The organism is Dyadobacter luticola, from assembly GCF_005860805.1.
In the GTDB taxonomy this organism is placed as follows: domain Bacteria; phylum Bacteroidota; class Bacteroidia; order Cytophagales; family Spirosomataceae; genus Dyadobacter; species Dyadobacter luticola.
In genome coordinates this window covers 719,242-742,992 of sequence record NZ_VCEJ01000002.1, presented here as the reverse complement: position 1 = coordinate 742,992, position 23,751 = coordinate 719,242, and the positions used below count along the sequence as shown (strand labels likewise).

Below are 23,751 nucleotides of genomic sequence, written 5' to 3'. Positions count from 1 at the left end.
ACCGATTATCAGTTTACGCCCATCTGTCTGTCAGAAGATAGCAAACCATTTTTAGTGAGAATTTCTCTTGCCAGATTTAAATAGCTGATAGCGCCTTTGCTGTCCGAATCCTGCGCCATGACCGGGATACCGAAGCTTGGTGCCTCACTGATCCGCACATTACGGGGAATAATCGTATTAAAAACAAGTGATTCGAAATGGTTGGTAACCTCATTCACAACCTGATTGGACAGGCGTAAACGTAAATCGTACATGGTCAGCAGGATACCTTCAATAATCAATGCAGTATTGAGGCGTGATTGAATAATGGTAATTGTATTCAATAATTTACCCAGACCTTCCAGTGCAAAATATTCACATTGAACCGGAATAATGACCGAATCCGCTGCGGTGAGGCTATTAATGGTAATCAAACCGAGGGAAGGAGAACAATCTATAATGATGAAATCATAGTCATCGCGCACTTCCGCGATCGCGTCTTTCATGCGGTGCTCGCGGTTTTTGAGGTTGATCATTTCGATCTCCGCGCCGACGAGGTCAATGTGTGAAGGCAGTAAATTCAAGTTGGGAAAATCGGTTTCGAGGATAATCTCCGAAGTTTTTGCCTGCTCCACCATGCACTCGTAAATACTGTTGTGCATTTCCTGCGGGTTAAACCCCAGCCCCGAAGTAGAGTTCGCCTGAGGGTCCGCGTCGATGATCAGCGTCCGGAATTCGAGCGCTGCCAGGCTGGCGGCCAGATTGATGGCAGTGGTGGTTTTTCCTACTCCTCCTTTTTGGTTTGCAATCGCAATTACTTTGCCCATGTATTCATTAGTGTTACTCAGTTCAAATTTCAGTTATTCGGGGCAATTCACCAAAAAATGTTCCACGGAGATTTGATCAAAATAGTCAACACATTAAATGTCAGTTTGTTAACCAACATTATTATTTAGTTAAAAATATAATTTGACTGGAAGTTTGAAAAGTGTTTCACGCCCACACCTGCGTGCCTTCTGTGCAGTTTTTGCACATTTCGATCTCCGAGCGTGACCGGATCAGCGATGCACGGAAGTCCTCGTATTTCTTTCCTTTCCATAACTGGCGGAATGTCTGGCGCTTCATATCGCCGAGCTGGTATTCGGCGTCTTTGTCAAAACAGCAAGGTACCACAGCCCCGTCCCAGGTGATCACACACGAATGCCACATTTTCCAGCAGTGGTCCACAAATTTGTTTTTTATAGAGAATTTTCCGTCTGCCTTTTTCTCGTAGCGGGCGTATTTTTCAATGGTCGGGATCAGGTCCGAACCTTCTTCGTAATCATAGATCTGCGCGGTCTTCAAACCAACTTCATCCACGCCCATTTCTTCCGCCAGTTTTTTCACATCATCAATCTGATGTTCATTCGGTTTTACCACCAAAAACTGGAAAATCACATGCGGCGTGCTCGATTTCAACTCCTTTTTCCATTTGATAATATTGCGCGTTCCTTCTAAAACCTTTTCCAGATTTCCGCCGATCCTGTATTGCTGGTACACATCCTGCGTCGTGCCGTCGATGGAAATAATGAGCCTGTCCAGCCCGGATTCGACTGTTTTTCTGGCTTTCTCGTCTGTCAAATAATGTGCATTGGTGGAAGTGGCCGTATAAATGCCTTTGTCATGCGCGTATTGCACCAGCTCGAAAAATTTGGGATGCAGGTAAGGCTCGCCCTGGAAATAAAAAATGAGATATAGTAAGGTATCAGCCAGCTCGTCGATTGTTTTCTTGTAAAGTTTTTCTTCCATCATTCCCGTCGGGCGGGTGAATGAGCGAAGGCCGCTTGGACATTCGGGGCAGCGCAGGTTGCAGGAAGTGGTCGGTTCAAAGGAAATCGCGATGGGCATGCCCCAGTGTACCGGCCGACCAGTCGCTTTTGAATAAAAATAGCTTCCCAGGATCTGTATCGCATTCCAGGCCCTTTTCGGCGTCACTTTGGACATTAAATTCAGGCCGTCCTTAAAATTTTTGTTCATTATGAAAGCATTTAGCTGCTAGCTGGTGGCGCCTGGCCCATGTTGTGTGAGTTGATTTTCGAATAGCTAAAATCAGATCACGGCAATCCCGGTGGTGTACTTGATCTCGGAAATTACGAAATAACTACTGATGTGTAACACGCTTTTCAGTGCGGAAAGTTTATGCTGGTAGAATTGATTATAAGCCTCCGCATCCTCAACAACCACTTTTAACATATAATCAAAGTTGCCCGAAACCACCGAACATTCCAGCACTTCGCTCATTTTCACGATCGCCTGGTTGAAATCCTCGAAACTTTCCTTCCGCTGTTTATCCAGGGTAACATTGCAATACACCAGCAATGTTTTTCCCAGTTTCCGCCGGTTGAGCAGACAAACATATTTATCAATAAACCCCTCTTTTTCAAGCTTCCGGATCCTTTCATGGACTGGCGTGACCGACAAATTGATACGGCTGGCGATCTCTTTGATCGTCATCTGGGCATTGGTTTGAAGAAGATCCAGGATTTTGCGGTCGATAGGGTCTGGCTGCATTAGTTTTTTTTATGGTAAACCGGCGGATTGAATATTCCCGAGCAGAAAATTTTCTCATAAAACCGGTCAAAAATAGTTTTCTTTTCCAACTATCACAGCTTGGGTAGAATGTTTTTCGGCAGAAAATTACTTTTGCACCTCTTAAAACTATCAACACTATTTCTATCAAACCATGATCATTGGCGTCCCCAAGGAAATCAAGAATAATGAAAACCGCGTGGCACTCACCCCGGCCGGCGTAACCGAATTTCGCAAGCACGGACATATCGTTTATGTCCAGACCGAAGCTGGCAAAAGCAGTGGGTTCAGCGACGAGCAATATACCCAGGCCGGTGCGACCATTCTTTCGACCATTGAGGAAGTGTACGGCATTGCCGAAATGATCATTAAAGTTAAAGAGCCTATCGAGAGCGAATATGCGCTCATTAAAGATGATCAGCTGCTATTTACCTATTTCCACTTCGCTTCATCAGAACCCCTCACACATGCGATGATCGATCGCAGAGCGGTCTGCCTCGCATACGAAACCGTTGAAAAAACAGACAGAAGTCTTCCTTTGCTCGTGCCTATGAGCGAAGTCGCGGGTAGAATGGCCGTTCAGGAGGGTGCAAAATACCTGGAAAAACCGATGGGTGGATTCGGGATTTTACTGGGAGGAGTAGCGGGTGTGAAACCTGCGAATGTCCTGGTTCTGGGAGGCGGAATAGTGGGAACACAATCGGCAAAAATGGCCGCCGGATTAGGCGCAAATGTGACGATTGTAGATATCAGTTTGGCGAGACTTCGCTACCTGGAAGATATTATGCCTGCAAATGTGGATACGGTCATGTCCAACGAATACAACATCCGCGAACTGGTAAAAAGCGCAAACCTGATCATAGGCGGCGTGTTAATCCCCGGCGCGAAAGCACCATCATTGATTACCCGCGACATGCTGAAACTGATGAAACCCGGCACCGTGATGGTGGACGTGGCCATCGATCAGGGTGGATGCTTCGAAACTTCCAAAGCTACTACACACGAAAATCCGATTTATGAAGTAGATGGCGTAGTACATTATTGCGTAGCCAACATGCCGGGCGCAGTTCCGTATACTTCCACATTGGCTTTGACCAATGCAACATTGCCATATGCATTGCAGCTGGCAAATCTGGGCTGGAAAGATGCCTGTTCCAAAAATGAAGAACTTCGTAAAGGCCTGAATGTCGTGAACGGTAAAGTAGTTTTTAAAGGCGTATCTGATGCCTGGAACCTGCCTTATACCGACGTAAAAGAATTATTCTGAATCAACAAACCTAATGCACGGCCTGGCGGGAGCATATCCCTGCCGGGCCTTTTTGTTTTCTGGAAATATTACAATTATTTTCTCAAATGCGTTGTGAATTTCAATATTAATCTTACTTTTGCATAAAATTTGAACGAACATCCGTTCGCTTCTCTGCCTCTCATACGGTCCAGCATTTTATCATTACAGCTGCCAACCCATTTTGTCCGGTTGGAATTTCCGTTCCCGCATGCAGAGCCCCACGGATGGTTGTGGTGGGCTTTGTGAAATCCCCTTTTAACTAATTTGTTTGTTCCGGCTTTTACCGGCTGATCCGGTGTATTGTATTGCGCTATCAACTCCTCGGAGCCTGTGATTGCTGTGTTCCTGAAACGACGTGATTAAACTCATTTGACGCACCCATTTTTTCCAAAGTATTAATACTAATAATCATATAATGACAACTGAAATTTTCGAAACTTTCGCAGAGCTTGGTCTCAACGAAAACATCCTCAAAGCCTTAACTGAAATGGGTTTTGAAAAACCCTCACCGATACAAGCACAAGGTATCCCTGCTGTCATGGAGGGTTCCGACGTAATCGGGCAAGCACAAACCGGTACAGGTAAAACCGCCGCGTTTGGTATCCCCGTTCTTGAAAAAATTGACCTTACTAATAATGCCGTTCAGGCACTGATACTTTGCCCGACCCGTGAACTGGCCGTACAGGTTTCCGAAGAAATCGGACGTCTTGGCAAATACATTAAAGGTCTGCGCATCGAAGCGATTTACGGTGGTGATTCTATCGACCGCCAGATCCGTTCCCTCAAAAAAGGTGTACACATTGTGGTAGGAACTCCGGGCCGCGTGATGGACCACATGGAGCGCCGCACATTGAAATTCGACGAAGTACGTATGATGGTACTCGACGAAGCGGACGAAATGTTGGATATGGGATTCCGTGAAGACATTGAAAGCATCCTGGCAGATATGCCGGAAGACCGCCAGACGATCCTTTTCTCGGCAACGATGTCGAAGCCGATCATGTCGATCACGAAGCGTTTCCAGAACAATCCGGTATTGATCAAAGTTGTTCGCAACGAATTGACAAACCAGAATATCGAGCAGGTTTATTTTGAAGTAAAACCGCAGGCGAAAGTCGAGGTAATGACCCGTCTGATCGATATGCACCACATTAAATCCCTGCTGGTTTTTTGTAATACCAAAAGAAAAGTAGACGAGATCGTGGAAGACCTGCAATTGAGAGGCTATGCCTCAGAAGGTATCCACGGCGATTTGCGCCAGCAGCAAAGAAGTAATGTCATGAGCAAATTCAAGGCGGGTGTTACTACCATTCTTGTTGCGACAGACGTTGCTGCCCGCGGTATCGATGTTAGCGGACTGGATGGTGTGATCAACTATGACATTCCTTTGGATGAAGAATATTACGTACACCGTATCGGCCGTACAGGTCGCGCCGGGATGTCCGGAAAAGCATTCTCGCTGGTAGCACGTGACGAAAAATATCGTCTGAAAGCCATCGAGGGATATACCAAAGTTAAAATTGAGAAAGGTGTAATTCCTTCTTATGAAGATATCGTAGGTGTTCGTAAAGCCAGGTTCGTAGAAAAAATTGCCACTTCTATCAAAGAGGCTGACGACCAAGACCTGTACATTGACGTACTGGATATGCTGCACCACGCAGGTTTTTCTACCGAGCAGATCGTCGGTGCGATGGCCAAGCAAATTATGGGCGTTCAGAAAAACGAATACTCAGAAGGTAACCTGGCTTGGGAAGAAAGACGCAGCGATCGTGACGGTGGACGTCGCGAAGGCGGCAGTGACAGATTTGAACGTCGCTCTGCTCCTGGTGGCCGTTTCGAAAGAGGCGGAGACCGTCGTGGCACGGAGCGTACGGACCGTTATGCACCGGCTTCAAGAGGTGAATCGAGGCGCTCCGAAGGTGGCAGCCGCGATGAATCCCGTCGTCCGTCGGCTCCGGAAGCTGGTATGACCCGCTTATTTTTGAGCCTGGGCCGTAAAGACCACATTATGCCGAAAGACATTGTGGGCGCGATCGCCGGCGAAGCCAACATTCCTGGAAAAACCATCGGTGCGATTGACATTTATGACAAATTCACATTTGTAGATGTGCCTGAGCGTGATGCCCGCGCGGTATTGCGTGCGATGGACGGAAATACCATTAAAGGAAAACCGGTACAAATTGACATCGCCAAGTAATATTTGGCAAATAGTTTAGCTAAAAAGGGACTTGTAAAAAGGTCCCTTTTTTGTTTATTTTCGGTGATGAAAAACATGGAACAACCCGAAGTCTGGCTCCGTGGGCCGCTGCCGGAAGTCCCCGCATTGTTGCAGCCTGTGGCGCACGCACTTTTGCAGGCAGGCGAAGAAATAAGCTTGTTCGACGAAAAATTCCCGACCAAATTTCTCTGGGAAAAACCATTCGGCGTCGCGTCGGTAGGCTTTCATTTGCAGCACCTCACCGGCGTCCTCGACCGGTTGTTTACCTACGCCCGCGCCGAATCACTCACCGAGACGCAACTCGCCTATCTCAAATCCGAAGACAAAGCACCTTTCGACGGCTGCACGTATCACCATTTATTGGAGCAGCTCAATCAGCAAATCAAGCTCGCAATCAAACAGTTGAAACAAACCGACGAGGAAACATTAACCGAAATCCGGTACGTCGGTCGCGCTATGATTCCTTCTACACAAATTGGTTTGTTATTTCACGCTGCGGAACATACCCAGCGACATGTAGGTCAGCTGCTGGTTACCGCTAAAATTTTGCTGGAAAAAGCAAGTTAGTTAATCCTCGGGCTCCGGTCTTGCAGGAAAAAGTCGCTTCAACCAGTTTGGGCTTTCCTCCCCCTGAGTAGGATCAAGCGCATTTTTCAGGTCACTCAAATCGGGCTGCCCGGCATTGACCCAGCAGGTATACCACATATCACCCACCATTTTAATCGCCGCCCTCATCCGGCGCTCTACCTGCCTGTCCAGCATTTGATGGTATTTTTCGGCAAAATCGTGGGAGTAACTTCTCGTCAGCACATTATTTCTAAGTTCGTAGCTGTACTTTTTATCCTGTTTAAAATTTTTGCTCAATTCTTTTTCAAACAAAAAAACAGAATCCAGGCAGGCATGCGACTCCCTTACGACATTCCAAATCGCATTGGCAATGTTCTCCTGATATTCTGCCGAGCCGTTCCAGACATCATAATCCCCTGCAAACAATTCCGGCAGCCGCGACTCCCAAAACCCATGAATCCCATCCTGGTTTGAAAATTGACCATTATAATTCCGCGTGGTGTGCAGCGGCACGTGTGCATCTGCAATATAATGTCCGAGGTCCGCTGAGATGCGCAGAATCCTTTGTGCGTCCTTCGCCTTAAAAGCCTCAGTAAGCTGATAACTGGCCAGCTGAATGTGCCAGGGCGCGATGCCATGTTTGCGCAGGCTGTCCTCCCCTATTTTCCCGACAGCTTCCCGCCAATATTTGGGCAATAAAATCAGAGCACCATCACCATAAACATCCAGATCGATAAAATGCCGCTCCGCCTCGCCGACGACGGAATACCTTCGCTTGTCCGGATTCACAGCATTCTCTGTGAGGTAGTCAATGTTGGGTTTATAAAAAACCAGCATTTCAGGCGGCAGACGAAAAACCGCGAGCCGGTTAATCCGCTTATGTGCCCAAAATCCCCACTGATGTTGAGAGGAAGAAAATATTAAAAATGTAACTACAAGACTGAAATTCAGGCATAACCTAAAAAAATACAGACATTTTTCTCGTTTTTTCCTGCCCGACGCACAAATAGGAGCCATATAAAATTTGGAGTGTTGGAATATCTGCTCTACTCCTATTTAGACGTCTATTGCAAAAAAAGTAACAGTTTAATCCAGTTTTTTAAACTGAAATTTTTACTCTCTACAAAAATCGATGCGCGCAGGCTCATTTTTAAAACCCCGAATGTTTACTTCCCGCACGTTTTCTTAAAAATATGTCACCAAATTTTATTTCGTTAACCGACCGGTCACTATATCTTAATTTTATCTGTATTCATTTTGACAGAATAAATTATATTTTATATACAAATAATACAATTATTAAATTTTGTTTTAACTTTGTTGCATCAAATTTTAGAAAGTGCATTTACTGATTTTGCAATAATGAAAACGAGAAATAAAACATTAGGATATCTGGTACCAGTCTTCGCGCTTTGCGTGTTTATGCTTGTCATTTACGGAGCTTATGTACCCCACAAACCTGCTGAAATCCAGCGCGTGGTTTGTATCAAATTCAAACCGGGCACTACGCCTGAGGACATCGACAAACACATGCGTGACTTTGCGACGATGAAAAATGCAGTGAAAGATGTGGTAGCTTATACCGCTGGTCACGTTCAGAATTCGCAGCCGGAACAAAATGAGTTTGATGTGATCCACTACCTGACATTCCGCACGAAAGAGGCAGCTCAGGGATACGAGGCTAATGCAGACCGTAAATTATTTAACAAGACCAATGAAGCGAATTGGTCCAAAGTGCTGGAAATGAATTCCAACATTGAGAAGTAAAAGAATTAACAATAGTAATAGGAGTGAAAATTTTAAAAAGAGTCGGGGATCCCGACTCTTTTTTTATCACCAGTTAATCGGTTCCAGGCCTTCTTTTTCAAGGTAAGCATTGGCCTGGCTGAAATGATGTGTACCAAACCAGCCGCCACTATTGGCCGACATAGGCGAAGGATGCTTGGCTTTCAGGACGTGATGTTTTTTCTCATTGATAATCGATCCCTTATCCTGGGCGTAACGACCCCAAAGCATAAAAACAACATTTTCTTTTTCGTCGGAAATGCATTTGATTACAGCATCCGTGAACCGCTCCCAGCCTTTATTCTGGTGCGAGCCCGCCGCGCCGCTTTGTACGGTTAATGTGGCATTGAGTAGCAGTACGCCCTGTTTTGCCCACCTTTCGAGGTTTCCGCTTTTGGGAAAAGGCTTACCGAGGTCTTCCTGGATTTCTTTGAAAATGTTGATGAGCGAAGGTGGCATCCGGACACCATCATTCACTGAAAAGCAAAGTCCGTTGGCTTGCCCGACGCCGTGGTAAGGGTCCTGGCCTAAAATCACTACCTTGCAATCCGGGAAGCTGCAAAAGTCAAAAGCGTTAAATATTTGTTTCGCAGGCGGGAAAATCTGTTTTGTTGCGTATTCCTCTTTGATAAAGGATACCAGATTACCGAAATAATCTTTTTGAAACTCGGGAGCCAGCTTTTCTTTCCATGACTGCTCAATTCTTACTTCCATAACTCAGTTTTTAATTTTGGAAACCAAATTATGAGATTTTGATTTGCTTTTCTCACCTATTGGTGACTATTTTCGTTTAAATCGAATATTTACACAGACGCAGAAAACCCAGCTCAATCTTTCCCAAAACCCGCAAACCCGCACGTTCCGTATGGTTTCCAAAGTGACAGATGGTGTCAAAGTCACAGTTTTAACGGAGTTTCAGCCCGACTATTCCAATCCGGGGCAAGACCATTACGTGTTTACCTACAAGATCCTGATCGAGAACCACAGTGAATATACCGTCAAGCTGCTCAGGCGGCACTGGCATATTTACGATGCAAATGGTACGGTACGGGAAGTGGAAGGTGCAGGAATCGTTGGTCTGCAACCGATCCTGGAACCTGGTGATGTGCATGATTATGTCTCCGGATGTAACTTACGGACGGATCTGGGCAAGATGGCAGGCACTTACCTGATGGAGCGCGTACTCGACGGCCGGCAGTTCAGGGTAATTATTCCCGCATTTTCGCTGGTGGCTCCTTACAGATTGAATTAGATCCGGCGTGACCTCCGGTCTGCTTTTTAAATTGACATTATTTTGATCGCCGCTTATATTAAGTACCTCCTGCGCTCGGGAAACGAACATTCCATCCATTCTCCGTTTTTATTTGAACTTTACAACAATGTCATTTCTGTAAAAAGCGGTCAAAATCCGGATTACGAAACGATCAAAAAATTAAGGAAAGAACTCCTTCGCTCCAACGAGGAAATCGAAATCCTGGATCTTGGCGCAGGTTCACGGGTTAACAAATCCAATCTTCGCAAAATCCGCACGATTGCCAAGAATGCGGAAAAGCCGGAAAAATTCGGAAAGCTTTTTTACCGATTAATTCAAAGATTTCAACCCAAAACAATCCTTGAATTAGGTACTTCACTAGGATTGACCACATTATATCTTTCCAAAGCAAATCCCGAAGCCGAGATAATTACGCTGGAAGGTTGCCCACAAACTGCCGCGAAAGCTGGAAAACATTTTGCAGCGCAGCGCGCGAAGAACATTCACATCGAAGTAGGGAACATTGATACAACGCTACCGGAAGTCGTTCAAAGTCTGATAGGTAGTATTGACTTCGCTTATTTCGATGCGAACCACCGGTACGAGCCGACAGTCCGGTACTTCGAAACCTGCCTGCCGCACATTCAAAATGATTCCGTCTTTATTTTCGACGACATTTACTGGTCTGACGAAATGACCGAAGCCTGGAAATACATCAAGGCACACCCAAAAGTTACCCTGACCGTCGACCTCTTCTGGGTAGGGCTGGTTTTCTTTAGAACTGAGCAGGTTAAGGAAGATTTTGTCCTGAGATTTTGATCGTCCGCCACTGAATAATTTATTGTTCCGTTGAATAAATGAGAATGTCCTTTCGCTCTTTATTTTGGTAAAGTTGCACCATCAACTGACCTCCCCCGAATTTACACGCATGTCAACCCCAGCTATTCTGAAAGCTTTGACGGAAAAAGAAATTATTTCCGAAGAACAGGCTTCCATCATTTCCAGCTACGAAACTTCGAAACCGTTTTCGCTGCATTGGGAACTCCGCTCGATACTTTACCTCGGCATTCTGCTTTTCACGTCCGGCGCGGGAATTATTATTTATGAGAATATCGATACGATCGGTCATCAGGTGATCATTGCCATCATCGCTTTTCTCACAGCGTTTTGCTTTTATTATACATTTAAACACAGCCTGCCATTTTCCTGGTCGGAGGTCCGGAACCCGAACAAATTTTCTGACTACGTGCTGCTTCTGGAATGCACATTATTTCTCGCGCTCGAAGGCTACCTTCAATTCCAATATAAGTTTTTCGGCTCACGCTACGGACTGGCGATCATCATTCCTACGATCATTTTCTTCTTTTCCGCCTACCGGTTCGACCACCGCGGCGCGCTCTCGATGGCGATCACTGGGCTGGCTTCCTGGCTTGGATTGACCATTGCCCCCATGTCGATCCTGGCTGAAAACGATTTTGGTAACGAGCGTTTGCTTATTTCGGCCATGATACTCGGATCGCTGCTTGTCTTGATAGGCTGGCTTTCAGAAGAAAAGGAATTGAAAAGACATTTTTCATTCACCTATTTTCTCCTTGGTGGAAACCTGGCAAGTATTGCCTCATTAATAGGTTTTTTCACGAAAGATTATGGTATTATTTGTTTTATTGTTAGTATCTGTCTTTCCGGTTTCTTCATTTTCAGAGCTAGAAAAGCGCAATCTCTGGTATTTCTCCTCATGGGTGTCGTCTATGGTTATTTAGTTCTAAGCTATTCCGTTTTACGTCCTCTTGGAGATGCCGCAGCAATTGTAGGTGTTTACTATGTACTGTTATCTAGCGCAGGAATAATTTACTTTCTTCTAAACTTCAAGAAATTCCTCGGCATCAAAAAATGAGAAAAGCCTATAACATTACCTGGATCGAAAACCTGCATATCGTCCAGACTGCTGCGAAATGGAAGTCGAAAAACCTGCTGACCAGCGAGCAGGAAGCACTGGTTAAAACAAAGTTTCCCGAGCATTTTTACCGTCCCGGCTTATTTGTAAAATCCGGTCTTTTCATTTTTGGGTTAATAGGCTGTTCTTTTTTCGCAGGTTTCCTGTCCATTTTCGTGGCGGATATGGCCAGCGAGAATACTTTTTCGGTGGTGAGCCTTATCGCGGCGGTTGCCTATTTTTTCTTCCTCGAACATTTAATCAAAAACAATAAACTATACCACTCCGGCATCGACAATGCGCTGCTCTATGCCGGGATCGGGGCGGCGATGACACCTGTTTTCCTGCTTTTTGAAGGTGCCGGTTTCGCAGTTTATTGTATGCTGGCCCTCATTATTCTTACTGTCGCCACATTGCGTTACGCAGATCTGCTGACCACGTTAGGCTGCTTTCTGGCACTTTTCGCGCTCGTCGGTGACCTGATGATGAAGTTCCCGATCGGTAAGGCATTACTTCCTTTTGCACTCATGATTCTCTCTGCGATCGTCTTCTCCCAGGTCAGACTGATCCGCAACATTTATTACCAAGAATGCAAAATGTTGCTCCAAGGACTTTGCATGGTAGTTTTCTATTTAGGAGGTAATTATTTCATCGTCCGCGAAGGCAATGCCATGCTGAACGAGCTGCATTTACCAATTTCCCCTCAAATCGACTTTGCGCCGCTTTTTTATCTTTTTACCACCGCTATACCCATCGGCTACATTTTCTTCGGCCTCAAAAAACACGACCGGCTTTTCCTGATCATCGGCTTGTTTTGCTTCGGTTTTTCCATCTACACTTACCGGCATTATTTCAGTCCGCTTACTCCGGCGCAGGAACTGCTGGTGGCCGGCGCGCTGCTTATTACTATCGCAGCGAGCGCGATAAAATACCTCCATACGCCGAAATTTGGCCTGTCAGACGAGCAGGACGGTCGTCGGAAACTGGCTAATCTGGAAGCGATTTTGGTGGCGCAAAATCTGGGACAGACGCCCGCCGAAAAAGGATTCGAGTTTGGTGGCGGTAATTTTGGTGGCGGAGGTGCGGGGGAAGTCTATTGAATTTTGGCAAAAATTAAGAACTTTACAAAGGTTACCCAGCTACGCTCAAAATCTTTGTAATGAAACAAGCCATCATCCTAACACTGCTTTGCATTTGCGGTTTTCAATCTTTTTCTCAGTCCAAAAAAACGCCCGACGCGGTCAAAACATCCGGTAATCCAGTTTTTCCAGGCTGGTATGCTGATCCCGAGGGGATTATTTTTAACAAAACTTACTGGATATATCCTACTTATTCAGCGCCTTACGATGAGCAGACGCATTTCGACGCGTTTTCTTCCAAAGACCTCGTCACCTGGGAAAAACATAACAACATTCTCGACAACAATGCCATAAAATGGGCGAAGCGTGCCATGTGGGCGCCTTCTATTATTGAAAAAGACAAAAAATACTACTTCTTTTTTGGCGCCAATGACATTCAAAGCGATAACGAATATGGCGGAATCGGCGTCGCTGTGGCGGATAACCCTGCCGGGCCTTTCAAAGATTACCTCGGCAAGCCGCTGGTCGATAAATTTCACAACGGAGCCCAGCCGATCGATCAGTTTGTTTTTAAAGACAAAGACGGCCAACATTATCTTTTCTACGGCGGCTGGAAACATTGCAATGTTGCAAAGTTGAAACCGGATTTCACAGGTTTCGTACCTTTTGAAGACGGTAAGACATTTCGCGAAATCACCCCTGAAGGCTACGTGGAAGGCCCTTTTATGTTTATCAGAAACGGTAAATACTATTTTATGTGGTCGGAAGGCGGCTGGACAGGCCCAAATTATTCTGTTGCCTACGCAGTGGCTGACTCGCCTTTTGGACCATTCAAAAGAGTAGACAAAATTCTTCAACAGGATCCCGCGGTCGCCCGGGGCGCCGGCCACCATTCTGTAATCCAGATTCCCGGCAAAGACGAATGGTACATTGTCTATCACCGCCGGCCATTGACCGAAACAGACGGCAATCACCGCGAAACCTGCGTAGATGTGATGACATTTGACGAAAAAGGCATGATCAACCCTGTCAAAATTACCCGTGAAGGTGTGAAAGCGGTGCCGCTCAAATAATTGCCTGAAATAATCCTCCCGTACTTTTTGCTGAACACTATGAATTTAAAACATCTACTGATTGCGGCCGGTATTTACCTCCTCTCTGTTGGCGCCAGTCCTGCTCAGCGGTTCAATTCTGTGGTGTTCAATAAGCTTCCGCAGGATTATCAGCTTTATCCCAGAAATGCCGAAAATGAAGCCACGGTACCGTTTTCCGGAATTGTGGAAGGAGCGGGCTGGAAATACATATCCATCCAGGTTACCAGGGAAAATGCGGCTTACAAGTATTTGCGGGCCAACATTACCTATCAGAATAACATTGGTAGATTTTCGGCAGAGCAAAAGATCAAGGCTGAACTCGCAGGATACGACTTTAAAATCTACGTTTGCAAGGATGGTGATTCTGCGCTGGTTGTGAACCGGCAGCAGGTGGTGAGCGGGGATGTGTATGTACTCTCAGGGCAATCCAATTCCACCGGATTTTTTGGTGAGCCCGATACCAACCGTTTTTGCAGAACATTCGGTAAGATCACCCAAAACCTCAATACCGACCCTTACAATGCTGCAGACACGCTCTGGACCTACTCCAATAAGAATTCATACGATAATGGTGTGGGTACGATGGGCTTTGAAATACAAAAACAATTGATGCAGAAATCGGGTATTCCGAACTGTCTGATCAATGCTGGTTTTCACTGGTCCTCGGCTTGGAGCCACGCGCAGCGCACGGAAAATAACCCAGCGGACCTGACGAATGGGTACGGGAGAATGCTTTATCGCTTGCAAAAAGCGGGGGTGGCGAGCGCTGTCAAAGCCTATATGTTCCGGCAGGGCGAAAGTGAAGCTTATAATGAAGGTTCCTACTGGGAAGACAATTTCGATAAGCTGCGCAAAAACCTGAAAATGGACCTGGCCGGTTTACAGAAAATATATGTTTTCCAGATCGACATTATTTATTACCCTACATTGGTGGGTGCGATATTGCGCGATTACCAGCGCAGGCTACCGGATATCTACCCGGACGTGCGCTCCCTCGCTACCGTCGGCACCAGCGAGTTCGACGGCTTGCATTATGGCCATGGCGGCAATGTGCAGAGCGGGCAGGAAGTTTCCCGCCTCATCGAGCGTGACTTTTACGGTTTGAAAGATACGCTCAACATCAACTCGCCGTCACTCAAAAAAGCTTTTTACTCGGAAGACCGGACCAAAGTGATCCTTGTTTTTGACGAGGGCCAGGAGCTGGTTTACCCGGAGCCCTATAAACCCAATGGTAATGTTACCCTCGATCTTAAAGACCTTTTCTATACCGACGGCTTCACAGGCTTTGTAAGCTCGGGCAAGGCGGAAGGAAACCGGGTAATACTGACCATGACTGGCCCGCAGACTGCAAAAATGCTGGATTACCTACCCAATTTCCTCGAACAAGGCGGCCCCTACTACCCTTTCACCGGCCCCTATATCAAGAACAAGCTGGGCATGAGGGCTTTCACATTTTACCAGGTACCTATCGCAGCAGGCATGAAAACGCCGACATTGACAGCCGCTGCCAAAGAAGACAAAAGCATTTCCCTGAACTGGGAATCCGTAACAGGCGCCACGGAGTATAAGCTGGAAAGAAAGTTGCCCGGCGCCAATTCTTACGTTGCCCTCGAAACCCTTTCGAGTTCAGTTTTGACATTCACAGATAAGCCGGGACTGGATGCAGGAGCCATTGAATATCGTTTGAAAGCTGTCAGCAAAACCTCCGAATCCGCCGATTATGCTTATGCCAAATATGAATTCCCGGTTATCACAGGTGTGGAGCAGGAAGCCGACGCGCCGTTTTCAGTTTATCCAAATCCGGTAGTCAGAAATCAGCCGGTAAAAATTTCCTTCCCAAAACCGGTCGCGGGGCTTATTTCTGTGCGAAATGTACAGGGGCAGCAGCTTTATCAAACCCAGTTAAAGAATGGTGCAGAAACTACATTCACATTGCCGGAACTTACGCCCGGACTTCACGTAATCCAATTCGAATCAGGCGATAATCGCTGGAACCGGAAACTGCTGGTGTATTGATTTACATATAGGTATCATCGTTTCGCACGGAAAATAGCATAGCATCCCAAATTAGCTTGTCAGACGGCTCAATTTACTTGGAATGATTTTTGCTAAACAAGGGTCAGAGCCGGTTTTTTCCCGCTTCTACCCTATCTGAATTTACCGTGCCCGATATGCATCTCACCACGTATGAGGAAAAAGTAACGCAGGACCTGCTGAAATGGCGGCGGAAAATGCAAAAGCAGCCTAACCTGGCCGACAGAACTTCCAAGGCTGTTCAGGACAAAATCAATGATATTATCCCTGATAAAATACACGAGGCCATCACGGCGACAATCAAGCAAATGACCCGCGCGGTGCTGACAGGCGCCGAATTTACTACCTCTTCCCAGCCGATGGTTACTTCGCTCGAAGAAATTGAAACGGCAGTTCAGCGACGCATAGATTTTTATAAAAAAGCCGGCGCTGCCGAAGGTGGAATAACCGGAGCCGGCGGTTTCTGGCTTGCGCTCGCCGAATTCCCGATCCTGATCGGCATTAAAATGAAGCTGCTTTTTGAAATCGCGGCACTTTACGGCCGGCCGATCAACGATTACAAGGAACGACTTTTTATACTCCACATTTTCCAGCTCGCCTTTTCCAGCCAGAAACAACGTCAAAGGGTTTACGACCAGATGACCGACTGGAATGTAAAAAGCAGCACCTTACCCGACGACATTCACCAGTTTGACTGGAAATCTTTCCAGCAGGAATACCGGGATTACATCGACCTCGCGAAAATGGCGCAGCTCATTCCCGGTATCGGTGCGGCGGTGGGCGTGATCGTCAATTACAGGTTGCTGGACAAACTTGGAAAAACCGCCATGAATGCTTACAGAATGCGCTGGCTCGAAGATAAAGCGCTGCCCGACGGCAGATCCCCGGCTACCTTGCCACTGACATTTTAAGGAAAAATCCACTTTGCAAAAAAATTGAATGAGCGCTAAAAGAAAGGATCAGGTTTACACTAAAAAAATAGATTCCGCCCTTCTGGCCGTATATAACGGGTATAGCTTCTTTGTACGCTTTTTCCGGGAAGCGTTCAAAGGGAGAATGGAATTGAGTGAAATCATCAAACAATGTTACGCGATCGGTTATAAGTCGCTGCTGCTGATCAGTTTGACGGGCTTTATTACCGGAATGGTTTTTACTAAACAATCCAGGCCGTCGCTGGCAGAATTCGGTGCCACTTCCTGGCTGCCCTCGCTGGTGGCGATCGCGATCGTGCGGGCGCTGGCGGCATTGGTTACAGCATTGATCAGCGCGGGTAAGGTTGGGTCCAGCATTGGTGCCGAGCTGGGTTCCATGCGGGTGACCGAGCAGATCGACGCGATGGAAGTGTCTGCGGTAAATCCTTTCAAATTCCTCGTGGTAACCCGCGTGGTGGCTTCTACGATCACCATCCCGATACTGGTATTCTATTGTACACTCGTAAGTCTTCTGGGCGCCTACCTGAATGTGGCTTTGAATGAGGGCACGAGTTTCAGGGCTTTTTTCGAAAATGCCTTTGAGCAAATCACTTTCCTGGATATCGGAACATCGGTTGCAAAGGCGGTCGCTTACGGTTTTACGATCGGCATCGTGGGCTGCTATCAGGGATATAACGCCAGCAAAGGCACCGAGGGTGTGGGTAAGGCGGCCAATTCCTCCGTCGTCATTTCCATGTTTTTGATTTTTATAGAGGAAGTGATCATTGTACAGGTATCGAATTATTTTAGAATATAATGATGGAAGATTTTGCCAAAACCGGCGAGCACGTAATCGAGATCAGGGATTTGTACAAATCCTTCGGTGACCTGCATGTACTCCGGGGTGTGGACCTGACGCTGGAAAAAGGGGAAAATGTGGTGGTACTCGGTCGTTCCGGTACGGGTAAGTCGGTGCTGATCAAGATCATTGCCGGATTGCTCAACCAGGACCGCGGTGATTGTATCGTGCTGGGAAAAGAGGTGTCGCAACTGAACGAAAAAGAGCTGCGCGAGCTGCGGCTTAAAATCGGTTTTTCCTTTCAAAACAGCGCTTTGTACGACAGTATGACTGTCCGCGAAAACCTGGAATTCCCGCTGGTAAGGAACATTGCGAACCTGACCCGCGCGGAAATCAATGAACAAGTGGAGTCGGTACTGGATGCAGTCGGACTTTTGCAGACGATCAACCAGGTGCCGTCGGAACTTTCGGGTGGTCAGCGGAAGCGGATCGGCATTGCACGCACATTGATTTTAAAACCCGAGATCATGCTCTACGACGAGCCTACCGCCGGTCTTGACCCGATTACCTGCCTGGAAATCAACCAGCTAATTGTCGAAGTGAAGGAAAAGTATCACACCAGCTCGATCATTATCACCCACGACCTTACCTGCGCCCGCGAGACCGGCGACCGCATAGCCATGCTGCTCGACGGCAAGTTTCTCAAAACGGGAACATTTGAAGAAGTATTTGAATCGGACGAACCGAGGATCAAAAGTTTTTACGATTATAATTTTATTCAGTAATAATGGAAACATCAGCAAGAAAACGCTCCATAACCGTAGGCCTCTTTGTCATTTTCGGCATTATCATTTTTGTTGTCGGGATACTGACCATCGGCAGTATGAAGAAGGTATTCTCTTCGAACATTACCGTCAAAACCATTTTCAACGATGTAAATGGTCTGAAACAAGGCAACAATGTCTGGTATTCAGGCGTCAAGATCGGCACCGTGAAATCGATCCGGTTTCTCGAAAACTCCAAAGTGGAGGTAATGCTGAACATTGAAGAGAAATCTCAGGAATTTATCCGTAAAAATGCCAAAGCCAAGGTCAGCACCGACGGTTTGATCGGTAATAAGATCATTGTTCTCTACGGCGGCACACAGAAGGTACCTTCGATTGAAGACGGCGATGAGCTGGTGGTTGAAAAAATCGAAAGCACGGAGGAAATGCTGGCGGTTTTATCAGAAAATAATAAAAACCTGCTGGGCATCACGAGTGCATTCAAAACCATCAGCAAAAATATCCTGGAAGGAAAAGGTACCGTGGGTATGCTGCTCAACGATGAAACGCTTTATAAGGATGTAGACCAAACCCTGGGTGCATTGAAAAAAGCGTCTACCAATGCGCAGACATTGACCGCCTCACTGGCAGGATTTACTGAAAAGCTCAATCAAAAAGGGGGGCTGGCGAATGATTTTGCTACTGATACGACCATTATGCGGGATTTGAGAGGTACCATGGCGCGCCTTAACGAAACGGTTTCTTCGGCCAATGTGATGGTGAACAACCTGAAAACGGCCAGCGCCGATCTCAACTCGAATACGACAAGTCCTTTGGGCGTATTACTGCACGATGAAGCGACGGCTGCCAACCTGAAGGGAACATTGAAAAACTTAGAAAAGACTACCGGCAAGCTGGATACCAATATGACAGCATTACGCTCCAATTTCCTGTTCAGACGTTATTTCAAGAAACAGGCGAAAGAAGCGGCCAAGCAGCAACCAAAAGACTCCTTGAAAGCACAGGGGAACTAATAATTGCATAGTTTTGCACAACTTGAAAACGCTATGAACCTATAACCTAAACCTGATGGCCCTAGAACTCAACCCACTTCTTGATTCAGAATACATTGACCAGGCTTACGGCGAAGACCCGGTGATTCTTTACATGATTTTCGATGCTTTCCTCAGCGACTCGCTTCCCCGCTGGCACGCCCTGGAAGAAGCTTTGAAATCGGATAATAAAAAAGAGTCCGCCAGCATTGTCCACGGCCTGAAACCCTCATTTACCATGACCGGTCTCACCAAGATCCGGAAAAAAGTGGACGAGCTGGAAAAAGCCATCAAAAGTGACGCCGATAGGGCTGATCTGGTGAGCAGGTACGACGAAATATCCTCAGAACTGAATGTGCTGGTGCCGGTACTTGAAGAAGAGTCGGCGCGGTTGAAAGAACTTTAAGATTTTCAGGCACTCATAAAAAGCGCATTACCTCACCGGTTCTGCGCTTTTTCTTTTGGCTTTGTCCCAGGCAGCGCTCTGGTTTCCTTTATAATATCTGCCGATTCCTGCGATTACTGCATAGTTCATCATGCAAAAATAATAAGGCACAAAAAGCGCTTTCACCTTGATTTTTCTCCTTTCCAAGATCCAGCCGGCGAAAGCCAGCCCGTAAAAGAAAAGCTGTCCAAGCAAAATCAGCCAGTAAAACCAGCCACCCGAAGTAGCTACAATCGCAATGTTAAGGATTACCGACAGGATCATCAGAAACGGCGTGACCGTCCAACGCAGCACCCGGTGACTGACGTATTGAAATGATAACATCGGATAGCCAAACGGACTCAGCAGACTTTTAAGCCGCATAATCGACTGGATACCACCCGCCGCGATCCTTACTTTTCTTTTCAATTCTTCCTGAATGTTCTCCGACGAAAGCTCCGAAGCATACGCCTCCGGCTCATAAATAATGCGGTAACCCTGCTGGGCAATGCGCATCGAGATCATAAAATCATCAAGAATGGTATCAGGCTCCACCTCTTTGTAAAGCGACCGCCGCACACTGAACAACTCCCCTGCCGCTCCAACCACAGAATAAAGCTCGGAATCCCACTTTTTAAGCGTCGATTCATATTTCCAATAAAAACCTTCCCCGGCGGTGGCATCAGACACAGCGTCCTGCATCACGCGTTTTTCGCCGGAAACTGCACCTACGGTCGGGTCGGCATAATGTCTGGCGATGAGCACAAGGGCGTCGCGGTTGAGAAATGTGTTGGCGTCTGTGAAAACCACTACTTCACTGGTCACTTCATGCATGGCGCGGTGCACGGCCAGAATTTTCCCGCTCCGGGCGGGGGTATGCATCAACCTGATCTGCGGGTATTTGCTCACCAGCTCCGGCGTGCGGTCAGACGACCCGTCAGTGACGAATAATAAACTCAGCTTTCCGGCTGGGTACGAGAGTTCGAGCGTGTTCCGGATTTTTTCTTCAATGATACTTTCCTCATTATACGCCGCAATGATTAGTGTCAGCGTCGGGAAATCCTGGTCGAGACCGGGCGCGAGCCGCTTGCCTTTCATTGCCCGGCGAATGCGGACGAGGATGTACAGCACAATGCCGTAGCCCAAAAACGTGTAAAAAACGATGAACAGACTGAGCCAGAAGAGGATTTCCATAAGTTAGCGGATCAACGGATAGCCCAGGTTTTCGCTATCCGGCTTATTTTTAAAATGCCAGGTGATTGATCTTATAAAGACGGGAATAAAGCTGAATTCCCGGTTTTTAATGTATTGAATAATGTTGCGAGGCACCACGGCCACCAGGAAGTAGCAGCAGAAAATGAAGAATGTCAGCCCCGGCGCATTTTTGCGGATAAACAAAATCCGGTTGCGGTTCATGAAATATTCCTTCAATGCCGACCGCTTACCAACAGAAACGGATTCTTTGTGATAAATCAATGCGGACAAATCCACGTGGATCTCGTACCCGGCTTTTCTGATCCGCTCGCACCAGTCGAGTTCTTCATAGTACAGGAAATAATTTTCGGCCATCCCACCAGCTTTTTCCAATGCTTGGCGCCTGATCATCATGGCCGCGCCGTGCGCGTAGCCGGTAACTCCGCTCAACGAATCGTATTGTCCCCGATCCTCTTCAAACTGACCGATGCAGGCATTCCGCGCCGTGTAGTAGTTCATCGGCGTGTAGCCCGTGTATTGCAGCATTTCGGGCTGGTCAAAATAATGGATCTTGGGTGAAATGATTCCGATTTTTGGGTTGGCTTCCATATCGGCTACAAGCTTTCCGATTAGTTCGCCGGTTACTTCGGTATCGTTGTTGATTAAAAAAAGATAATCGCCGGTCGCCTTCCGGATGCCAATGTTATTGCCGCCCGCAAAGCCGGTATTTTTTTCAGAACGGATAAAAATGATCCCGGGATAAGCTGCCTCCCAATTCGGGACGGAATTTACCTTACTGCCATTGTCTACGACGATGATTTCAAGATCGGGATACGTATTTACCTCACTCAATGATTTTAGCAAATCCTCGGTCACCTGAGGCTGGTTGAAATTGACAGTTACGATGGAAACTTTTTTCATTCTGAAAAATGACCGCTAAAAACCGTTCTGAATAAGGGATTATTTTTGTTGATTTGTAGAACTATTTCAAAATTAATAATAAAAATATAGCTTTAAGAAAAATGTAGCTTGAAGCACCGGATTTTGTCCAAACTAGTTCGGAAACCCTCTCCTGATCGGTTAAAATCTAATCAATAGTTGGTAAAGTGAAAATATCATCGCACGACATTCATTTCGTTTTGGAAAATCCCGGAAATCAATTCTTAAAAAGTGATCCTGAAAAGAATATTTTGGCCGGTAAAGTTCAGGAGCTGGTAGAATTGATTGGAAGGTCTTCGGTAGACGGCGAATTGTCGCGTAGCTATCAGCAGCAGATCTCGGATGCGTTCCGGAAATCGGCCTCGGCACAGAAAAAACTGGCGCCTTTTCAGATGCTCGACGAGGACAAAAGTCTCTCACGCGAGCAGCTCCTGGACGGGCTTGAAAAGCTTCTGGCCGAGAACCCGATCGATAGTAAGATCAGCAGCGAAAACAAAACGACGCCGCTGCAAAAAGGGGTCATGATGATATTGGCGGTGATCCTGATCGTGGCAGGTTTGTCGATGATCATTATGCCGGCGCCACCCAGTTTCGAAATTTTTACGGTTTATTATTTCAATATCAATGACGGGGTTACTGTCATGGACCTGTTTTCGTTGCTGATCATTTTTGGCGGGGTCCTGATGCTGGTGCTAAACTTCAACAAAAAATGATCGCATATACCGATGCCCCGGCCGCTGTCAAAAAGATCCTCCTCGTGGAGGACAGCCGGCTTTTCAGCAGGGTGGTTGAGGCTGCGCTGATGCGTGCAGGGTATCAGTGCGTACTGGCGGAGTCGGCTACGGAAGCATTGCAGCTGCTTGTCACGGAAACGCCGGACCTTATTCTTTCGGATTATGATATGCCTGAAATGAATGGTTTCGATTTCAGGCAGGCGGTACTGATGAACCCCAACATCCGCGACATTCCTTTTGTGTTTCTAACATCATTTACCGATAACTCGCTGGTTTTACAGGGGTTAAGCATGTACGCCCTGGATTTTATCAACAAGGAAACGCCGATCCCGGTGATCATTTCCAAGTTGAACAACATTATCACTTCTCTGCAGAACGAACATTCACGGTCGGTGCGCGAGCTGAAAATTGCTGCCGAAACATTGAATGTTAAATCTATTCCGGTGCGCGAGCCGGAAGTACCCGGATTCAAAGTGCATTTCTGGCACCAGGGTTTCCGCGGCTATCCGGGAGGTGATTTTCTGGATTTCGTGCAGGTCGACGGCCGTTTTTGCTTCGCTTTTTTGGGCGACATCATGGGAAAAAAATGGCAGGCTTGGTTTTTCACCTTCGGCTTTCTCAGCTACATCCGCGCCGCAATCCGTTTTTGCGTGCTTGACAATGATTTCAACCTCGATACCATCGTGCAGAAGATCAATAAGCTGATTTATTTGGACGAAAGCTTACAAAATATCCTATCGAGCCTGTCGCTGCTACTGCTTGACAGCGAGACGGGCGAGGCACATTACACGGGCGCCGGCGATTTGCCGCTGATCCATTACAAAGCCGCAAGCCGCTCCGTTTCGACCATACAATCATCGGGGCTGCTGCTGGGATTGCTGGAAGACGGCTACTACGACAAGCGCACGATTGCTTTGCAGCCCGGCGACAGCCTCATCATTTTTACTGACGGCATGATCGATATCCCGTCAAACGGTAAGAAAAAGAGCGATTACCCATTTTTTGTCGAGAGAATCAGCCCCTACCTCAGCAAGCCCGAAAGCTTTGCACATATCAGAACAAAGGTATTGGAGCGCATCAACGACAGTAACCAGCTGGACGACGCCAGCATTATTTTCATTGAAAAAAACTAACCCA

At 46.8% G+C, this 23,751-nt stretch carries 24 protein-coding genes; 17 read left to right on the top strand and 7 right to left on the bottom strand.

What is annotated here, in order from left to right:
- Positions 1-8: 8 nt before the first annotated feature.
- The 3 genes from FEN17_RS03105 to FEN17_RS03095 form a co-directional block, all read right to left on the bottom strand.
- Positions 9-806: a ParA family protein gene (locus FEN17_RS03105; RefSeq protein ID WP_138363835.1), complete on the bottom strand. Its 798-nt coding sequence runs from the start codon at positions 804-806 to the stop codon at positions 9-11.
- A gap of 166 nt (positions 807-972) precedes the next feature.
- Positions 973-1,995 carry an SPASM domain-containing protein gene (locus FEN17_RS03100; RefSeq protein WP_138363834.1) on the bottom strand — a complete coding sequence of 341 codons (1,023 nt, stop codon included), beginning with the start codon at positions 1,993-1,995 and terminating at the stop codon, positions 973-975.
- Between the two features lie 72 nt (positions 1,996-2,067).
- The gene (locus tag FEN17_RS03095) at positions 2,068-2,529 is read right to left on the bottom strand and encodes an Lrp/AsnC family transcriptional regulator (RefSeq protein ID WP_138363833.1); all 462 of its coding nucleotides are present in this window, start codon (positions 2,527-2,529) and stop codon (positions 2,068-2,070) included.
- A gap of 172 nt (positions 2,530-2,701) precedes the next feature.
- Here FEN17_RS03095 and ald point away from each other — a divergent pair, with 172 nt between their 5' ends.
- The 3 genes from ald to FEN17_RS03080 all read left to right on the top strand — a co-directional run bounded on the left by ald (position 2,702) and on the right by FEN17_RS03080 (position 6,620).
- Entirely contained in the window at positions 2,702-3,814 is a 1,113-nt protein-coding gene (gene ald / locus FEN17_RS03090) for an alanine dehydrogenase (protein WP_138363832.1), read from the top strand.
- Between the two features lie 436 nt (positions 3,815-4,250).
- Positions 4,251-6,032: a DEAD/DEAH box helicase gene (locus tag FEN17_RS03085; RefSeq protein WP_138363831.1), complete on the top strand. Its 1,782-nt coding sequence runs from the start codon at positions 4,251-4,253 to the stop codon at positions 6,030-6,032.
- Between the two features lie 66 nt (positions 6,033-6,098).
- Entirely contained in the window at positions 6,099-6,620 is a 522-nt protein-coding gene (locus FEN17_RS03080; RefSeq protein WP_138363830.1) for a DinB family protein, read from the top strand.
- Here the strand turns inward: FEN17_RS03080 and FEN17_RS03075 are convergent, their stop codons facing one another.
- Positions 6,621-7,457: a zinc dependent phospholipase C family protein gene (locus FEN17_RS03075; protein WP_310589746.1), complete on the bottom strand. Its 837-nt coding sequence runs from the start codon at positions 7,455-7,457 to the stop codon at positions 6,621-6,623. It lies immediately after the preceding gene.
- Between the two features lie 525 nt (positions 7,458-7,982).
- Between FEN17_RS03075 and FEN17_RS03070 the strand changes: the two genes are divergently transcribed.
- Positions 7,983-8,387 (top strand): Dabb family protein, encoded by a 405-nt coding sequence (locus FEN17_RS03070; RefSeq protein ID WP_229208668.1) that lies wholly within the window; start codon positions 7,983-7,985, stop codon positions 8,385-8,387.
- A gap of 66 nt (positions 8,388-8,453) precedes the next feature.
- Here FEN17_RS03070 and ung read toward each other — a convergent pair whose 3' ends face one another.
- Positions 8,454-9,119 carry a uracil-DNA glycosylase gene (gene ung, locus FEN17_RS03065; protein ID WP_138363828.1) on the bottom strand — a complete coding sequence of 222 codons (666 nt, stop codon included), beginning with the start codon at positions 9,117-9,119 and terminating at the stop codon, positions 8,454-8,456.
- 151 nt (positions 9,120-9,270) lie between these two features.
- Between ung and apaG the strand changes: the two genes are divergently transcribed.
- The 11 genes from apaG (at position 9,271) to FEN17_RS03010 (ending at position 19,729) form a co-directional block, all read left to right on the top strand.
- Positions 9,271-9,657 (top strand): Co2+/Mg2+ efflux facilitator ApaG/CorD, encoded by a 387-nt coding sequence (apaG, locus tag FEN17_RS03060; RefSeq protein WP_138363827.1) that lies wholly within the window; start codon positions 9,271-9,273, stop codon positions 9,655-9,657.
- A 42-nt stretch (positions 9,658-9,699) separates the two neighbouring features.
- Positions 9,700-10,476 carry an O-methyltransferase gene (locus tag FEN17_RS03055; protein ID WP_138363826.1) on the top strand — a complete coding sequence of 259 codons (777 nt, stop codon included), beginning with the start codon at positions 9,700-9,702 and terminating at the stop codon, positions 10,474-10,476.
- Between the two features lie 109 nt (positions 10,477-10,585).
- Positions 10,586-11,551, top strand: a complete 966-nt coding sequence (locus FEN17_RS03050; protein ID WP_138363825.1) for a DUF2157 domain-containing protein — start codon at positions 10,586-10,588, stop codon at positions 11,549-11,551.
- Positions 11,548-12,690: a hypothetical protein gene (locus tag FEN17_RS03045; RefSeq protein WP_138363824.1), complete on the top strand. Its 1,143-nt coding sequence runs from the start codon at positions 11,548-11,550 to the stop codon at positions 12,688-12,690. Before FEN17_RS03050 ends, FEN17_RS03045 begins: the two co-directional genes overlap by 4 nt.
- A gap of 59 nt (positions 12,691-12,749) precedes the next feature.
- On the top strand, positions 12,750-13,742 hold the full coding sequence (locus tag FEN17_RS03040; RefSeq protein WP_138363823.1) for a glycoside hydrolase family 43 protein: 993 nt from the start codon (positions 12,750-12,752) through the stop codon (positions 13,740-13,742).
- A 39-nt stretch (positions 13,743-13,781) separates the two neighbouring features.
- Entirely contained in the window at positions 13,782-15,779 is a 1,998-nt protein-coding gene (locus FEN17_RS03035) for a sialate O-acetylesterase (RefSeq protein ID WP_138363822.1), read from the top strand.
- Between the two features lie 155 nt (positions 15,780-15,934).
- On the top strand, positions 15,935-16,708 hold the full coding sequence (locus FEN17_RS03030) for an EcsC family protein (RefSeq protein ID WP_138363821.1): 774 nt from the start codon (positions 15,935-15,937) through the stop codon (positions 16,706-16,708).
- Positions 16,709-16,736: 28 nt separating this feature from the next.
- Entirely contained in the window at positions 16,737-17,525 is a 789-nt protein-coding gene (locus FEN17_RS03025; RefSeq protein WP_138363820.1) for an MlaE family ABC transporter permease, read from the top strand.
- A gap of 2 nt (positions 17,526-17,527) precedes the next feature.
- Positions 17,528-18,292: an ABC transporter ATP-binding protein gene (locus FEN17_RS03020; protein WP_138365249.1), complete on the top strand. Its 765-nt coding sequence runs from the start codon at positions 17,528-17,530 to the stop codon at positions 18,290-18,292.
- Positions 18,293-18,294: 2 nt separating this feature from the next.
- Positions 18,295-19,305 carry an MlaD family protein gene (locus FEN17_RS03015; RefSeq protein ID WP_138363819.1) on the top strand — a complete coding sequence of 337 codons (1,011 nt, stop codon included), beginning with the start codon at positions 18,295-18,297 and terminating at the stop codon, positions 19,303-19,305.
- 55 nt (positions 19,306-19,360) lie between these two features.
- Complete coding sequence (locus FEN17_RS03010) at positions 19,361-19,729, top strand: Hpt domain-containing protein (protein ID WP_138363818.1); 369 nt, start codon at positions 19,361-19,363, stop codon at positions 19,727-19,729.
- A gap of 27 nt (positions 19,730-19,756) precedes the next feature.
- On the opposite strand, the gene FEN17_RS03005 is transcribed toward FEN17_RS03010, so the two are convergent.
- Positions 19,757-20,941 (bottom strand): glycosyltransferase family 2 protein, encoded by a 1,185-nt coding sequence (locus tag FEN17_RS03005; RefSeq protein ID WP_138363817.1) that lies wholly within the window; start codon positions 20,939-20,941, stop codon positions 19,757-19,759.
- Between the two features lie 3 nt (positions 20,942-20,944).
- Positions 20,945-21,862 (bottom strand): glycosyltransferase family 2 protein, encoded by a 918-nt coding sequence (locus tag FEN17_RS03000; protein ID WP_138363816.1) that lies wholly within the window; start codon positions 21,860-21,862, stop codon positions 20,945-20,947.
- A 185-nt stretch (positions 21,863-22,047) separates the two neighbouring features.
- On the opposite strand from FEN17_RS03000, the gene FEN17_RS02995 reads away from it, so the two are divergent.
- Positions 22,048-22,593 (top strand): hypothetical protein, encoded by a 546-nt coding sequence (locus tag FEN17_RS02995; protein WP_138363815.1) that lies wholly within the window; start codon positions 22,048-22,050, stop codon positions 22,591-22,593.
- The gene (locus tag FEN17_RS02990; protein ID WP_138363814.1) at positions 22,590-23,747 is read left to right on the top strand and encodes a response regulator; all 1,158 of its coding nucleotides are present in this window, start codon (positions 22,590-22,592) and stop codon (positions 23,745-23,747) included. Before FEN17_RS02995 ends, FEN17_RS02990 begins: the two co-directional genes overlap by 4 nt.
- The last annotated feature ends 4 nt before the right edge of the window (positions 23,748-23,751 follow it).

Bases quoted from the DNA above. Each gene is read 5' to 3' on its own strand.
- FEN17_RS03105 (WP_138363835.1), bottom strand. From the start codon at position 806: ATGGGCAAAGTAATTGCGATTGCAAACCAAAAAGGAGGAGTAGGAAAA.
- FEN17_RS03100 (WP_138363834.1), bottom strand. From the start codon at position 1,995: ATGAACAAAAATTTTAAGGACGGCCTGAATTTAATGTCCAAAGTGACG.
- FEN17_RS03095 (WP_138363833.1), bottom strand. From the start codon at position 2,529: ATGCAGCCAGACCCTATCGACCGCAAAATCCTGGATCTTCTTCAAACC.
- ald (WP_138363832.1), top strand. From the start codon at position 2,702: ATGATCATTGGCGTCCCCAAGGAAATCAAGAATAATGAAAACCGCGTG.
- FEN17_RS03085 (WP_138363831.1), top strand. From the start codon at position 4,251: ATGACAACTGAAATTTTCGAAACTTTCGCAGAGCTTGGTCTCAACGAA.
- FEN17_RS03080 (WP_138363830.1), top strand. From the start codon at position 6,099: ATGAAAAACATGGAACAACCCGAAGTCTGGCTCCGTGGGCCGCTGCCG.
- FEN17_RS03075 (WP_310589746.1), bottom strand. From the start codon at position 7,457: ATGCTGGTTTTTTATAAACCCAACATTGACTACCTCACAGAGAATGCT.
- FEN17_RS03070 (WP_229208668.1), top strand. From the start codon at position 7,983: ATGAAAACGAGAAATAAAACATTAGGATATCTGGTACCAGTCTTCGCG.
- ung (WP_138363828.1), bottom strand. From the start codon at position 9,119: ATGGAAGTAAGAATTGAGCAGTCATGGAAAGAAAAGCTGGCTCCCGAG.
- apaG (WP_138363827.1), top strand. From the start codon at position 9,271: ATGGTTTCCAAAGTGACAGATGGTGTCAAAGTCACAGTTTTAACGGAG.
- FEN17_RS03050 (WP_138363825.1), top strand. From the start codon at position 10,586: ATGTCAACCCCAGCTATTCTGAAAGCTTTGACGGAAAAAGAAATTATT.
- FEN17_RS03045 (WP_138363824.1), top strand. From the start codon at position 11,548: ATGAGAAAAGCCTATAACATTACCTGGATCGAAAACCTGCATATCGTC.
- FEN17_RS03040 (WP_138363823.1), top strand. From the start codon at position 12,750: ATGAAACAAGCCATCATCCTAACACTGCTTTGCATTTGCGGTTTTCAA.
- FEN17_RS03035 (WP_138363822.1), top strand. From the start codon at position 13,782: ATGAATTTAAAACATCTACTGATTGCGGCCGGTATTTACCTCCTCTCT.
- FEN17_RS03030 (WP_138363821.1), top strand. From the start codon at position 15,935: ATGCATCTCACCACGTATGAGGAAAAAGTAACGCAGGACCTGCTGAAA.
- FEN17_RS03025 (WP_138363820.1), top strand. From the start codon at position 16,737: ATGAGCGCTAAAAGAAAGGATCAGGTTTACACTAAAAAAATAGATTCC.
- FEN17_RS03020 (WP_138365249.1), top strand. From the start codon at position 17,528: ATGGAAGATTTTGCCAAAACCGGCGAGCACGTAATCGAGATCAGGGAT.
- FEN17_RS03015 (WP_138363819.1), top strand. From the start codon at position 18,295: ATGGAAACATCAGCAAGAAAACGCTCCATAACCGTAGGCCTCTTTGTC.
- FEN17_RS03010 (WP_138363818.1), top strand. From the start codon at position 19,361: ATGGCCCTAGAACTCAACCCACTTCTTGATTCAGAATACATTGACCAG.
- FEN17_RS03005 (WP_138363817.1), bottom strand. From the start codon at position 20,941: ATGGAAATCCTCTTCTGGCTCAGTCTGTTCATCGTTTTTTACACGTTT.
- FEN17_RS03000 (WP_138363816.1), bottom strand. From the start codon at position 21,862: ATGAAAAAAGTTTCCATCGTAACTGTCAATTTCAACCAGCCTCAGGTG.
- FEN17_RS02990 (WP_138363814.1), top strand. From the start codon at position 22,590: ATGATCGCATATACCGATGCCCCGGCCGCTGTCAAAAAGATCCTCCTC.